This is a genomic window from Streptomyces akebiae (assembly GCF_019599145.1).
In the GTDB taxonomy this organism is placed as follows: domain Bacteria; phylum Actinomycetota; class Actinomycetes; order Streptomycetales; family Streptomycetaceae; genus Streptomyces; species Streptomyces akebiae.
Map to the genome: position 1 here is coordinate 3,774,291 of NZ_CP080647.1, position 12,882 is coordinate 3,787,172.

Below are 12,882 nucleotides of genomic sequence, written 5' to 3' on the forward strand. Positions count from 1 at the left end.
CCCGGCCGGATCACCGGCCGGGGCCCCGCCACGCCCTGGCCGGCACCGGCCGGGGGCACCGCTCTACGGCACCAGCACCAACACCGCCACCCACACCACGGCGAGCACCGCGCTCAGCGGCCACAGGGGCATCCTCCGGCCCCCGTACTGCCCTTCCGGCCTCAGCGAGGGATCCCGCCACATGGCGGTGATCTCGGCGGCGGTCCTCTCGTAGGGGTGCACGAGCCGCAGCTTCCGCTCCAGCCAGCGCCAGCGCTCCGCACGGACGCTCCAGAGCGGGAACGACGCCCGGCGGCTGTCGACCGTCAGCACGGCACCGGCGCACCGGACGGTCGTGAGGTCGTCCCACTCGACGTGCTGGGGCGGGCCCCAGCCGCTGAGCCACAGCCCCGAACGGTCGGCCGTGATCCGCCAGGTGAGCATCTGGGGCAGCGTCAGGACGCCGAAGAGACCGACGACACCACCGAGGACGTACTGCGTCAGCCCGTCCGGGTACAGCCCGACGGCTGCGATCGCGACGATCAGGAACAGGGCGGTGGCCCAGTCCGGCCAGCCCGCCCGCCAGCGCCGTACGGACACCGGCTCGTCCCCCAGCCGCGCCCGGCTCTCCGTGACGGCCGTGGCCCGCAGTTCCTCGTGGATCGTGTGCCGCTCCGCCCTGGCCCGCTGCCCGGCGGCGCGGTGCCGTACCGTCCGGTCGGACAGGGGGCGCACCGGCCCGCTGGACGACTCGACGACCAGCTCCGCGGGCGCACCGCCCTCAGCCGGCTCCGTGCCGACCCACTCCGCCGACTTCCGCAGGTCCACGGGCCCTGCGGCCCCCTCCGGTGCCTCCGGCGTCTCCGCCGCGCTGACGAGCACGATCTCGGCGCCGTCGTGGGGCAGTCCGTACAGGACGGCCTCGCGCAGGGGACCGGGCTGGTCGTCGTCATCGTCCACGCTCTCGACGGCGTCGAGGAGCGCGTCGCGCTCCTCCCGGCCGTCCCGCTCCTGGTCCTCCTGGTCCTCCTGGTCCTCCTCCTCGTCCTCCTCGTCCTCCTCGTCGGCGTCGCCGTACCACTCCTCGGTGGCGACGGTGAACAACGGCCGCAGCGCGTCCACGTCGTCGGCGGCGAAGACCTCGGCGTCACCGTCGGCACCGTCGCGGACGAGCACCCGCAGCACTGGCACGGGAGCGCCCCGCAGCGCGGCGGACCGGCGGCGTCCCAGCACCCCGGAGAGCAACGAGGTGAGTCCCCAGCCGACCACGAACCAGCCGACGAGAGTGACCTCGTGCCGGTCGGTGGCGACGTCCCAGCCGGAGACGGCGGAGAGCACCCCCGCTCCGGCAACGGTCAGGACGCACCCGAACCCCATGAGGAACCGGCCTCGCCGCAGCGGACCGACCTCGTCCGGCACCGTGGCGGTGGCCCCCTCGGTGGCCACCAGGGCCCACTGCCGCTGCAGCCGGCGCTTGCCCAGCCGGATCTCGGCCATGGCCCAGGTCAAGGTCGCGGCGACGAGCCCCACCAGGGTCGGCACGTCGTGCGAGCCCCCGAACCAGGCCAGCAGGAGCAGCAGAAGGGGCGCCGAGAACCGTACGACCTCGGGCCTGACCAGGGTCCACACCAGCTGCAGCGGGACCAGCGCGGCGAGGGCGGCGGGCAGCTCCGCGAAGTTCGCCAGCCAGAAGCCGACGATCAGGCCGCCCGGGACCACGGCGAGCAGCTGCAGGGGCCGCGTCCGCGCCGGCACCCACAGGGGCGGCCGGGTCCGCGCCCAGACGTCCGTCCTCTCCCCGCTCCAGGAAACGCAGCCCTCGGGCACGGCGAACGCGGGCAGCGGACGCGGCGGTGGGAGGACCCTGGGCGGGGACTGGGGCTCAAGCTCGGTACTCATCGTTCTGTGGACACTCCGGCCGCCGTCGTGGTTGCGCCGCGCGGTCCGGCACGATCCAAGCGGACCAGGCTGTGAAGGCGGGACACACGAGCAGCGCCACCTTAGAACAGACGTCCGGAGTTCCTCCGCCGAACCGGCGCCCGGAGCCCTATGTCACACACCCCGCGCCGGACCGGGGTCACCCCACGGCGATCAGCACCGCCAACAGCACGGCCCCGGCCGCCGCCGGCGCCACGATCTCCCAGGCCCACCGCACACTCGGCTCGCCCTGCGACCCGGGCGCCTTCGCCCGCGCCTCGCACAGGTCCCGCAGATCCGCCATGACCTGATCGGTCTCCGCCCGCACGGACCGCGCGGCCTGGGCGGAACCACCGCCCCCCTTGGCCGCCCTATGGGCCTCCCGGGCCTGCTGCCGAGCGGCCTTCTTGCGCCCCCGCAGCGAGACGGGAATCGCCCAGAGCTGATACTTGGCGCCGCTCTCGTCGATCACCTCGTTCGTGTAACCGGACCGCAGCGACACCACGCTCGCCCAGGGCAGCTCGATCACCCGGAACGGGTTCCGCACCCGCAGCCGGTCGTCGTTGGCGAACACCGCCGGCCGAACCGAGAACGCGACCACCACCGGCACGGCCACCAGCAACGAGGCCAGCGCCAGCCAGGGCGTACGCCCCTCCCCCGACACCACCGCGTCCCCGCCGAGCCAGGCGAACAGCCCGAGCAGCGACACCCCGCCGACCAGCCCGGCGGGAGACCGGTAGACCCGGTCCTTGTACACGGGCTTGTCGGGCTTCGACGCGGGGGCCGCGGCCACCGGAGCCTGCCCGGCCTTCGGGTTCTCCGAAGCCGCCACAGCCTCCGCACGCTTCCGAACCGGTTCCGACTCGGGTGACGATTGATCCGAGGTGCTCATACGTCCGATTCTGCCCGACGCCCCGCCCGCCCCGACGCCGGGCCGACCACGAGCAGGAGTCCGCGCGGGCGCGCACGGGCCCGAGCACACCACCGAGGAGGGCCGTGAACGAACGCCCGCGGAACCCGCTGCTTCCGATCCGAGGGCTGTACACCCGCTACGCGCGTAGATATGCTCGTCTGGTGACCATGTCCACAGCTGCACCCCACGCTCTCGCCGACGTCACCGCGTCCGACAGCACGCTGCGCCGCTTCCTCCACGGGCTGCCCGGCGTCGACCCGGTCGGCCTGGAGGCGCGCGCCGCCTCGCTCGGCACCCGTTCCATCAAGACGACCGCCAAGGCGTACGCCATCGACCTGGCCATCTCCATGGTCGACCTGACGACCCTGGAAGGCGCGGACACCCCCGGCAAGGTCCGGTCCCTCGGCGCCAAGGCGGTCCTCCCCGACCCGACCGACCGCTCCACGCCCGCCACGGCCGCGGTCTGCGTCTACCCCGACATGGTGCCGGCCGCCAAGGCCGCCGTCGCCGGCTCCACCGTCAAGGTCGCCTCCGTGGCCACCGCCTTCCCGGCCGGCCGCGCGGCGCTCGCCGTGAAGCTGGCGGACGTCCGCGAGGCCGTCTCCGCCGGCGCCGACGAGATCGACATGGTCATCGACCGCGGCGCGTTCCTGGCGGGCAACTACCTCAAGGTCCACGAGGAGATCACCGCCGTGAAGGAGGCCTGCGGAGCGTCGGCCCGCCTGAAGGTCATCTTCGAGACGGGCGAACTCTCGACCTACGACAACATCCGCCGGGCCAGCTGGCTCGGCATGCTCGCGGGCGCGGACTTCATCAAGACCTCCACCGGCAAGGTCGCGGTGAACGCCACGCCCGCCAACACCCTCCTCATGCTGGAGGCCGTCCGCGACTTCCGCGCCCAGACCGGTGTCCAGATCGGTGTGAAGCCCGCCGGCGGCATCCGCACCACCAAGGACGCGATCAAGTTCCTGGTCCTGGTCAACGAGACCGTCGGCGAGGACTGGCTGGACAACCACTGGTTCCGCTTCGGCGCGTCCTCGCTCCTCAACGACCTGCTGATGCAGCGCCAGAAGCTGGCCACCGGCCGCTACTCCGGCCCCGACTACGTGACGGTGGACTGATCCCCATGGCTTCCGCATTCGAATACGCACCGGCCCCCGAGTCCCGGGCGATCGTCGACATCGCCCCCTCCTACGGCCTGTTCATCGACGGCGAGTTCACCGAGGCCGCCGACGGCAAGGTCTTCAAGACGGTCAGCCCCGCCTCCGAGGAGGTTCTCTCCGAGGTCGCCCAGGCGGGCGAGGCGGACGTGGACCGCGCCGTACAGGCCGCCCGCAGGGCGTTCGAGAAATGGTCGGCCCTCCCCGGCACGGAGCGCGCGAAGTACCTCTTCCGCATCGCCCGCATCATCCAGGAGCGCTCCCGCGAGCTGGCCGTCCTCGAGACCCTCGACAACGGCAAGCCGATCAAGGAGACCCGCGACGCCGACCTCCCCCTGGTCGCCGCGCACTTCTTCTACTACGCGGGCTGGGCCGACAAGCTCGACCACGCCGGCTACGGCGCGAACCCCCGGCCCCTCGGCGTGGCGGGCCAGGTCATCCCCTGGAACTTCCCGCTCCTGATGCTGGCGTGGAAGATCGCCCCGGCCCTGGCGACGGGCAACACGGTCGTCCTGAAGCCCGCGGAGACCACCCCCCTCTCGGCGCTGTTCTTCGCGGACGTCTGCCGTCAGGCGGGCCTGCCCAAGGGCGTCGTCAACATCCTCCCCGGTTACGGCGACACGGGCGCGGCCCTGGTCGCGCACCCGGACGTCAACAAGGTCGCCTTCACCGGCTCCACCGCGGTCGGCAAGCAGATCGCGAAGACGGTCGCCGGCACCCGCAAGAAGCTGACCCTGGAACTGGGCGGCAAGGGCGCGAACATCGTCTTCGACGACGCCCCCATCGACCAGGCCGTCGAGGGCATCGTGAACGGCATCTTCTTCAACCAGGGCCAGGTCTGCTGCGCGGGCTCCCGCCTCCTGGTCCAGGAGTCGATCCAGGACGAGCTGCTCGACTCCCTGAAGCGGCGCCTGTCCACGCTCCGCCTCGGCGACCCGCTGGACAAGAACACGGACATCGGCGCGATCAACTCCGAGGAGCAGCTCACCCGGATCACCTCGCTCGTCGAGCGCGGCGAGTCGGAGGGCGCCGAGCGCTGGTCCCCGGCCTGCGAACTGCCGACGTCCGGCTACTGGTTCGCCCCGACGCTCTTCACGAACGTCACGCAGGCGCACACCATCGCCCGTGACGAGATCTTCGGCCCGGTCCTCTCCGTCCTCACGTTCCGCACCCCGGACGAGGCGGTCGCCAAGGCCAACAACACCCAGTACGGCCTGTCGGCGGGCATCTGGACCGAGAAGGGCTCCCGGATCCTGGCCGTCGCGAACAAGCTGCGCGCGGGCGTCGTCTGGTCCAACACGTTCAACAAGTTCGACCCGACGTCGCCGTTCGGCGGCTACAAGGAGTCGGGCTTCGGCCGCGAGGGCGGCCGTCACGGCCTGGAGGCGTACCTCGATGTCTGACAAGTCCGAGCAGCAGCGTCTGAGTGTCTTCAAGACCTACAAGCTGTACGTCGGCGGGAAGTTCCCGCGTTCCGAGAGCGGCCGGGTGTACGAGGTGACGGACTCCAAGGACAACTGGCTGGCCAACGCCCCGCTCTCCTCCCGCAAGGACGCCCGTGACGCGGTCGTGGCCGCGCGCAAGGCGTTCGGCGCCTGGTCCGGAGCCACCGCCTACAACCGCGGCCAGGTCCTCTACCGCGTCGCCGAGATGCTGGAGGGCCGCAGGAGCCAGTTCGTCCACGAGGTGGCCGACGCCGAGGGCCTGTCGAAGTCGAAGGCGGCCGCCCAGGTGGAGGCCACGATCGACCGCTGGGTCTGGTACGCGGGCTGGACCGACAAGATCGCCCAGGTGGTCGGCGGCGGAAACCCGGTCGCGGGCCCGTACTTCAACCTCTCCTCCCCCGAACCGACCGGCGTGGTCGCGGTCCTGGCCCCCCAGGAGTCGTCGTTCCTGGGCCTGGTCTCGGTGCTGGCCCCCGTGATCGCGACGGGCAACACCGCGGTCGTGGTGGCGAGCGAGAAGTCCCCTCTCCCGGCCCTCTCTCTCGGCGAGGTCCTGGCCACCTCCGATGTCCCCGGCGGCGTGGTCAACGTCCTCTCGGGCCGTACGTCGGAGATCGCGACGCCCCTGGCCGCCCACCAGGACGTCAACGCGATCGACCTGGCCGGCGCCGACGACGTCCTGGCGAAGGAACTGGAGATCGCCGCGGCCGACAACCTCAAGCGCGTCCTGCGTCCACAGCCTGTGGACGACTGGTCGACCACGCCCGGTATCGACCGCATGACGGCGTTCCTGGAGACGAAGACGGTCTGGCACCCGACGGGGTCACTGGGCGCCTCGGGTTCGGCGTACTGAGACGAACGCCGGGGAACCGCCCCCCGCCGGGACGGCGCGGACCGTCCACGGCCGGTGGGGCGGTCCCCCTCGCCCCTCACGGGGCGGTCATCGCAACCCGCCCACCAGCTGACCCACCAGCGGAATGCTCCCGATCGACGGCGCCTGCGCCAACGGGCCGGTCAGAGCCGTCGACTGCAGCGGCTTGAAGTCGGCGAGCTGGGTGCCCACCCCGTTGTCGAGGGGATCGACGCCCGTCCCGGCCAGCGGGTTGGGCTTGAGCCCCGCGACCGGGCCGGTGACATAACCGATCGTGCCGGTCAGGGCCTGCAGGCCCGCCTGCGGGTCGATCTTCCCCAGCGAGGTGGGCCGGGTGCGCAGTACGTCGACGACCGGGGCCGCGTCGTCCGCCGCGGCGGCCGTACCCGCGCCCGCGCCGAGCGCGACCCCGGCTGTGGCGGCGGCCAGCAACGCGCGTCGGGCGGTGGAGTTCAGGGGAGCCGAGTGTCGAGCCATCAGCGTTGTCACCTTCTCTGTTCTACGACCACTTCCCGCTCCGGAAAGTAATCATGGCAACACGTAAGGTAGTTGAGGTGTGATGTGCGCTCCAAGGGCGACCCGCCGTCTCGGCGGGAGCCGCGTGATGCCTCACACTGGACTCTCGTGAGTTCGCATCCCCCGATACCGACCCGAGTCGTCCTGCTGTCCGGTCCGTCCGGCTCGGGCAAGTCTCTCCTCGCCGCCCGCTCCGGCCTGCCCGTGCTGCGGCTCGACGACTTCTACAAGGAGGGCGACGACCCGACGCTGCCGCAGGTGGAGGGCAGCACGGACATCGACTGGGACCACCCGCTGTCGTGGGACGCGGACACCGCCGTCGCGGCGATCGAGGAACTGTGCCGCACGGCCCGGACGACCGTCCCGACGTACGACATCTCCCTCAGCGCCCGGACCGGCGCGGAGGCCCTGCACATCGGGCGGACGCCGGTGTTCATCGCCGAGGGGATCTTCGCCGCCGAGATCGTCGGGCGCTGCCGCGAACTCGGCCTGCTGGCGGACGCGCTGTGCCTGACCCGTGGTCCGGTGAAGACCTTCCGCCGCCGCTTCCTGCGCGACCTCAGGGAGGGCCGCAAGTCGGTGCCGTTCCTGCTGCGGCGCGGCTGGCGGTTGATGCGGCTGGAGCGTTCGATCGTGGCTCGCCAGACGGAGTTGGGCGCCCACCCGTGCGACCGCGACGAGGCTCTGGGCCGTCTGGCGGCGGCCGCCGCGGGCCGGGTCGCGAAGGCGCCGGCCTGAGCCCGCACCTGAGCACGGACCCGGCCCGGGGGACCCGACGGTGGACGTGAGGCGGACATGAAAACGGGACTGGACGGACCCCCCGGCCCTCCAGTCCCGCTTCCCCCGTGCCCCCCACTCGTCACACCGGCGCTCCCCCGCGCCACCGTGACGTTCCCCGTTCCCCCGTGCTCCCCCGTACTCCCCCCGCTTTTCCCCCGTTACTTACTCCCCCCCACAGACCCTCAGGCGACAAGCTCCCCGAAGGACTCCTCCTCGTCACGGCCGAAGCTGAGGACCTCGTCCTCACGCAGCCGGCGGAGGGACCGCCAGATGCTGGACTTCACCGTGCCGACACTGATGTCGAGGATCTCCGCGATCTCCGGGTCGGTACGGCCCTCGTAGTAACGGAGGACCAGCATCGTCCGCTGGAGTTCGGGGAGCCGGGCGAGCGCCTGCCACAGGACGGCGCGCAGTTCGGTGCCGCGCATCGCGTCCGTGTCGCCGGCGGTCTCCGGCAGCTCCTCGGTCGGGTACTCGTTCAGCTTGCGGCGGCGCCACGCGCTGATGTGCAGATTGGTCATGGTGCGGCGGAGGTAGCCCCCGACCGCGGCCTTGTCACTGATCCGGTCCCACGCCCGGTAGGTCGAGAACAGCGCGCTCTGCAGCAGGTCCTCGGCCTCGAAGCGGTCCCCGGTCAGGTGGTAGGCGGTTGCGTACAGGGAGGCACGACGCTCCTGGACGTAGGCGGTGAACTCCGCCTCCGACACAGACCGGCGTTCCCCCGTGCCCTCCCCGTACGCGGTCCCCGTTCCCCCGTGGGCGACCCCCGTCGCCCCCGTGGCGCTTCCCCCCACATGTGCGTCAACCACCGACATGTACGTGGTGTGCTGACGCCCGGTGCCGCGAGCGCACCCCCGCCCGCTCACGGCACCGGACTTCTCCGCGTTCCGGACGACGTCGTGGAGCCGCGTGACAACTGCGCTAGTGCTGGTGCTGTGCAGCGTGTTCATCTCGCGCCCCCCGTCGTGGAGTTCCGGTCTTCGGCGTGCTTTCTTGCCTGTGCCGAAAAGATTGCCCGGCCACCTTCATGGCTCTGTCCGCCGACTGTCACAGACCTGTCACAGGGGTCGGACCCATGGGCGCGGCCCAGACGGGGCACAGGTCGATCACAGAGAAGAGTCGTACGGCTACGCGAACGGCACGATCGTGTGCGGGTGTCGGGTGGGAGCGCTCCAACGGTCGATTCGGCGCCATGCCATGGGCCAGAATGAGCCCGTGCCTTCCCTGTTGCTGATCGAGGACGACGACGCCATCCGCACGGCCCTGGAGCTCTCACTGACGCGCCAGGGGCACCGTGTCGCCACCGCCGCCACCGGCGAGGATGGTCTCAAGCTGCTGCGCGAACAGCGGCCGGATCTGATCGTTTTGGACGTGATGCTGCCAGGCATCGACGGCTTCGAGGTGTGCCGGCGGATCCGGCGCACCGACCAGCTGCCGATCATCCTGCTCACCGCGCGCAGCGACGACATCGACGTCGTGGTGGGCCTGGAGTCGGGCGCGGACGACTACGTGGTCAAGCCCGTGCAGGGGCGGGTGCTGGACGCCCGGATCCGCGCCGTGCTGCGGCGCGGTGAGCGCGAGGCCAACGACGCGGCGACCTTCGGTTCCCTCGTGATCGACCGCGCGGCGATGACCGTGACGAAGAACGGCGAGGACCTCCAGCTGACCCCCACCGAGCTGCGGCTGCTTCTGGAGCTGAGCCGCCGCCCGGGACAGGCCCTGTCCCGGCAGCAGTTGCTGCGTCTGGTGTGGGAGCACGACTACCTGGGCGACTCCCGCCTGGTGGACGCGTGTGTGCAGCGACTGCGCGCCAAGGTCGAGGACGTCCCGTCGTCGCCGACCCTGATCCGTACCGTGCGCGGCGTGGGCTACCGGTTGGACACGCCTCAGTGACGAAGGCCCGAGGGGGGATCCGCGGCTGGGCCGCGGCTCGCAGGAAAGTGCAGTCCCGGATCCGTTTCACCAGTCTGCGGCTGCGGCTGGTGGTCGTCTTCGGTCTGGTGGCGCTCACGGCGGCCGTGTCGGCGTCCGGTATCGCCTACTGGCTCAACCGCGAGGCCGTGCAGACGCGCGCGCAGGACGCCGCGCTCAACGACTTCGAGCGTGAGATGCAGAGCCATGTGAGCACGCTGCGCCCGAACCCGACACAGGACCAACTGCGCGTCGCGGCACGGAAGATGGCGGACGGCGGCGAGCGCTCCAGCGTACTGCTGATCGCCGAGGGCGCCGACGGCGAGACGGTCTCCGGCTCCTCGACCGACAACGCGCTCACCGGCTTCTCGCTGGAGGACGTGCCCGCGTCCCTGCAGAAGGCCGTCAACAAACGGCAGAAGCTGACCTCGGGCAACAAGCACGCGTACCACGTGTACTGGCAGCGGGTCATCGACGGCGACACCCCGTATCTGGTGGGCGGCGCGAAGATGATCGGCGGCGGCCCTACCGGCTATATGCGCAAGTCCCTCGCGGAGGAGGCGAAGGACCTCAACTCCCTCGCCTGGTCGCTCGGTATCGCCACGGGTCTGTCGCTGATCGGCTCGGCGCTGCTCGCGCAGGCCGCCGCGACCACGGTCCTGAAGCCGGTGCAGCGCCTCGGTGTGGCCGCCCGGCGTCTCGGCGAGGGCAAGCTCGACACCCGGCTGCGCGTCTCCGGCACGGACGAACTGGCCGACCTCTCCAGGACGTTCAACCTCGCGGCGGAGTCCCTGGAGAAGAAGGTCGACGACATGAGCGCCCGCGAGGAGGCGTCCCGCCGCTTCGTCGCCGACATGTCCCATGAACTCCGGACGCCGCTGACGGCGATCACCGCCGTCACGGAGGTGCTGGAGGAGGAACTGGACGCCGACACGGGCAGCCTCGACCCCATGATCGAACCGGCGGTGCGGCTCGTCGTCAGTGAGACCCGCCGCCTCAACGACCTGGTCGAGAACCTGATGGAGGTCACCCGCTTCGACGCGGGCACGGCCCGGCTCGTCCTCGACGACGTGGACATCGCCGACCAGATCACCGCCTGCATCGACGCCCGCGCCTGGCTGGACGCGGTGGAACTGGACGCCGAGCGCGGCATCATCACCAACCTGGACCCGCGCCGCCTGGATGTGATCCTGGCGAACCTGATCGGCAACGCGCTCAAGCACGGCGGCTCCCCGGTGCGCGTCTCGGTGCGCACGGAGGGCGAGGACCTGCTGATCGAGGTGCAGGACCACGGCCCCGGCATCCCCGAGGACGTCCTCCCGCACGTCTTCGACCGCTTCTACAAGGCGAGCGCCTCCCGCCCGCGCTCCGAGGGCAGTGGCCTCGGCCTGTCGATCGCCCTGGAGAACGCCCACATCCACGGCGGCGAGATCACCGCCGCCAACTCCCCCAAGGGCGGCGCGGTCTTCACCCTCCGCCTGCCCCGCGACGCGTCCTCCCTGGTCGCGGAGGAAGGGGACGCCGAGGGCGACGGTGGCACGCACGGCACCGAAGGGGACGGGCAGTGACGATACGAAGCGCAGGAGGACGAGAGGACGCCGGGCCCCAGCGCGTGCGCGTGCCGGACCTACGCGTACGGGGCCCACGCGCGCGACGGGTACGGGTCCTGGCCGCGACCGGGGCACTCGCCGGCCTCCTCGCGGGCTGCGGCATCCGCGCCACCCAGGTGCCGACGGACTTCGGTCCGGCACCGTCGATGGTCCCGTGCGAGTTGTCGGCGACGGACCTCGCGCCCCAGGCGACCCCCTCCGGTATGCCGGTCGAGGTGTTCCTGCTCTGTTCCGGGGCGCTCGTCAGGGTCAACCGCTCGGTGCAGGTGGCCGAGAGCGCCGATGAGGCCCAGCGGCGCGTCGTCGTCGCGCAGGGCCTGCTGGACGCCCTGGCCGGCGACCCCAGCGACGTGGAGAACGAGGCCGGTTACAGCACTGCCGTCCCTCCCGGCCTCGGCGTGACGGGCCCCGCCCCCGGCGACCCCGAGGACGCCCTGCGTCTGTCCACCGCCCCCGACGCCCTCCCCCAGTACGCCCTGGCCCAGATCGTCTGCACCTTCGCCGACTCGGCGGCCGCCGGCGACAACGGCTCGGTCGTCCTGGGCAGCACCAGCGCGGAGTCGCTGAGGCGCTACGAGTGCACCCCGGAGATCCAGTCGGCCCCCAGCAAGGGAAACCCCCCGTCGACGGAGGTCGGGACTTCCTGACCCCGCCACACCGAGGCGCGCCGAGGCCCCCGGCCAGGGCAACTGCAGAAGAGGCGGCGAGTGAGCCAAAGGGGCGCGCCTGTGTCGAGAGTGCGAGCGCGCGCAGGCCCCGACGAAGGAGGGACCGAGCACGGTCGCGCTCTCGACACAGGCTTCTGCGCCCCGGCGGCGAACCGAGCCAAAAAAAGAAGGTGCAACCGATCGTGCCGGGGGCCGCGTCTTGGGGGGCGTGCAGCCTCAAGGTACGAACGGCGGTAGCGCCGGGGTCCGTGTCCGTGTGGCGGGGGGTGTCCTCCTCGCCGCGCATCTCGCGGTCGTTGCCTGGATCACGCTGCGCCCGCTGGACGTCACCTGGATGAGTCCCGCGAACCTGCGGCCGTTCGCGGGGATCAGAGCGGATCTGGCGCTCGGGTGGCCGCAGGCGGCCCACCGGATCGGTGAGGGACTGGCACTGCTCGCTCCGCTGGGCGTCCTGCTGCCGATGCTGCACGGCAGGATCGCCGGGTCGCCGCTCGCCTCACTGGCCCGGTCGGTCGCGGCCGGGGCGCTGCTGTCGCTGGCCATCGAGCTGTTGCAGACCGGGGTGCCGGGTCAGGTCGTCGACATCGACTCGATCCTGCTGAACGCGGTCGGTGTGGGCCTCGCCCACCTCGCGGTCGTACCGGCGGTCAGGTCGGCGTTGCGGCGGAGGGCCGAGACCCGGGTGCGGACGGCCAGGCCGCGACCTGAGGAGTTGTCTCAGGGTCGGACCCCGACGATTCCCAGGGTCGGGATGGCTCCGTAGAGGGACGCTTCGTCCGCTTCGTCACCGTAGCGTCGAAGGTGTGGAAAAGAGAGCGGTGGCCGCTTCGAGGCCCCGTCCGTCCCCACCGTCGGCCCGCGGTCGACGTCCTACGCTGACGAAGGAGCCCCCATGAGCCGCCTTGCCCGCCCCACCGAAGGCCGGATGATCGGCGGAGTGTGTGCCGCGCTGGCACGGCGCTTCGGCACCTCCGCGACCACGATGCGCGTGATCTTCCTGGTGTCGTGTCTGCTTCCGGGCCCGCAGTTCCTGCTGTACATAGCGTTGTGGATCCTGTTCCCCGCCGAGGACAAGGCCCGCGCGGCCTGGTGACACGCACACCGGCGGGGCG

At 71.6% G+C, this 12,882-nt stretch carries 13 protein-coding genes; 9 read left to right on the forward strand and 4 right to left on the reverse strand.

The window, feature by feature from the left end:
* Positions 1-63: 63 nt before the first annotated feature.
* Together K1J60_RS16110 and K1J60_RS16115 are read right to left on the reverse strand one after the other, a co-directional pair.
* Positions 64-1,878 (reverse strand): hypothetical protein, encoded by a 1,815-nt coding sequence (locus tag K1J60_RS16110; protein ID WP_220646826.1) that lies wholly within the window; start codon positions 1,876-1,878, stop codon positions 64-66.
* Positions 1,879-2,056: 178 nt separating this feature from the next.
* The gene (locus tag K1J60_RS16115) at positions 2,057-2,788 is read right to left on the reverse strand and encodes a PH domain-containing protein (protein WP_259407747.1); all 732 of its coding nucleotides are present in this window, start codon (positions 2,786-2,788) and stop codon (positions 2,057-2,059) included.
* 188 nt (positions 2,789-2,976) lie between these two features.
* Here K1J60_RS16115 and deoC point away from each other — a divergent pair, with 188 nt between their 5' ends.
* Genes deoC through K1J60_RS16130 form a run of 3 tightly spaced genes read left to right on the forward strand, consistent with a single transcriptional unit; the run spans position 2,977 to position 6,267 of the window.
* Positions 2,977-3,930 carry a deoxyribose-phosphate aldolase gene (gene deoC / locus K1J60_RS16120; RefSeq protein ID WP_220651498.1) on the forward strand — a complete coding sequence of 318 codons (954 nt, stop codon included), beginning with the start codon at positions 2,977-2,979 and terminating at the stop codon, positions 3,928-3,930.
* Between the two features lie 5 nt (positions 3,931-3,935).
* On the forward strand, positions 3,936-5,372 hold the full coding sequence (locus K1J60_RS16125) for an aldehyde dehydrogenase family protein (RefSeq protein ID WP_220646827.1): 1,437 nt from the start codon (positions 3,936-3,938) through the stop codon (positions 5,370-5,372).
* Positions 5,365-6,267, forward strand: coding sequence for an aldehyde dehydrogenase family protein (locus tag K1J60_RS16130; RefSeq protein WP_220646828.1), 903 nt, complete (start codon positions 5,365-5,367; stop codon positions 6,265-6,267). Before K1J60_RS16125 ends, K1J60_RS16130 begins: the two co-directional genes overlap by 8 nt.
* Positions 6,268-6,354: 87 nt before the next feature.
* Here the strand turns inward: K1J60_RS16130 and K1J60_RS16135 are convergent, their stop codons facing one another.
* A complete protein-coding gene (locus K1J60_RS16135) occupies positions 6,355-6,762 on the reverse strand; it encodes a hypothetical protein (protein ID WP_220646829.1) in 408 nt (135 codons plus the stop codon).
* Between the two features lie 147 nt (positions 6,763-6,909).
* Between K1J60_RS16135 and K1J60_RS16140 the strand changes: the two genes are divergently transcribed.
* Positions 6,910-7,539, forward strand: a complete 630-nt coding sequence (locus K1J60_RS16140) for a uridine kinase family protein (protein ID WP_220646830.1) — start codon at positions 6,910-6,912, stop codon at positions 7,537-7,539.
* A gap of 224 nt (positions 7,540-7,763) precedes the next feature.
* Here the strand turns inward: K1J60_RS16140 and K1J60_RS16145 are convergent, their stop codons facing one another.
* Entirely contained in the window at positions 7,764-8,531 is a 768-nt protein-coding gene (locus tag K1J60_RS16145; RefSeq protein WP_220646831.1) for a SigE family RNA polymerase sigma factor, read from the reverse strand.
* 265 nt (positions 8,532-8,796) lie between these two features.
* On the opposite strand from K1J60_RS16145, the gene afsQ1 reads away from it, so the two are divergent.
* The 5 genes from afsQ1 (at position 8,797) to K1J60_RS16170 (ending at position 12,863) form a co-directional block, all read left to right on the forward strand.
* On the forward strand, positions 8,797-9,474 hold the full coding sequence (gene afsQ1, locus K1J60_RS16150) for a two-component system response regulator AfsQ1 (protein WP_013001223.1): 678 nt from the start codon (positions 8,797-8,799) through the stop codon (positions 9,472-9,474).
* Positions 9,475-9,521: 47 nt separating this feature from the next.
* Positions 9,522-11,060 carry a HAMP domain-containing sensor histidine kinase gene (locus K1J60_RS16155; protein WP_317619713.1) on the forward strand — a complete coding sequence of 513 codons (1,539 nt, stop codon included), beginning with the start codon at positions 9,522-9,524 and terminating at the stop codon, positions 11,058-11,060.
* Between the two features lie 50 nt (positions 11,061-11,110).
* Positions 11,111-11,749 (forward strand): hypothetical protein, encoded by a 639-nt coding sequence (locus K1J60_RS16160; protein WP_259407748.1) that lies wholly within the window; start codon positions 11,111-11,113, stop codon positions 11,747-11,749.
* A gap of 229 nt (positions 11,750-11,978) precedes the next feature.
* Positions 11,979-12,533 carry a VanZ family protein gene (locus tag K1J60_RS16165; RefSeq protein ID WP_220646833.1) on the forward strand — a complete coding sequence of 185 codons (555 nt, stop codon included), beginning with the start codon at positions 11,979-11,981 and terminating at the stop codon, positions 12,531-12,533.
* Between the two features lie 129 nt (positions 12,534-12,662).
* The gene (locus tag K1J60_RS16170; RefSeq protein WP_220646834.1) at positions 12,663-12,863 is read left to right on the forward strand and encodes a PspC domain-containing protein; all 201 of its coding nucleotides are present in this window, start codon (positions 12,663-12,665) and stop codon (positions 12,861-12,863) included.
* The last annotated feature ends 19 nt before the right edge of the window (positions 12,864-12,882 follow it).

Excerpts from the sequence above, each read along its gene's own strand:
- deoC (WP_220651498.1), top strand. The coding sequence starts at position 2,977 with ATGTCCACAGCTGCACCCCACGCTCTCGCCGACGTCACCGCGTCCGAC.
- K1J60_RS16125 (WP_220646827.1), top strand. The coding sequence starts at position 3,936 with ATGGCTTCCGCATTCGAATACGCACCGGCCCCCGAGTCCCGGGCGATC.
- K1J60_RS16115 (WP_259407747.1), bottom strand. The coding sequence starts at position 2,788 with ATGAGCACCTCGGATCAATCGTCACCCGAGTCGGAACCGGTTCGGAAG.
- K1J60_RS16135 (WP_220646829.1), bottom strand. The coding sequence starts at position 6,762 with ATGGCTCGACACTCGGCTCCCCTGAACTCCACCGCCCGACGCGCGTTG.
- K1J60_RS16110 (WP_220646826.1), bottom strand. The coding sequence starts at position 1,878 with ATGAGTACCGAGCTTGAGCCCCAGTCCCCGCCCAGGGTCCTCCCACCG.
- K1J60_RS16130 (WP_220646828.1), top strand. The coding sequence starts at position 5,365 with ATGTCTGACAAGTCCGAGCAGCAGCGTCTGAGTGTCTTCAAGACCTAC.
- K1J60_RS16170 (WP_220646834.1), top strand. The coding sequence starts at position 12,663 with ATGAGCCGCCTTGCCCGCCCCACCGAAGGCCGGATGATCGGCGGAGTG.
- K1J60_RS16145 (WP_220646831.1), bottom strand. The coding sequence starts at position 8,531 with ATGAACACGCTGCACAGCACCAGCACTAGCGCAGTTGTCACGCGGCTC.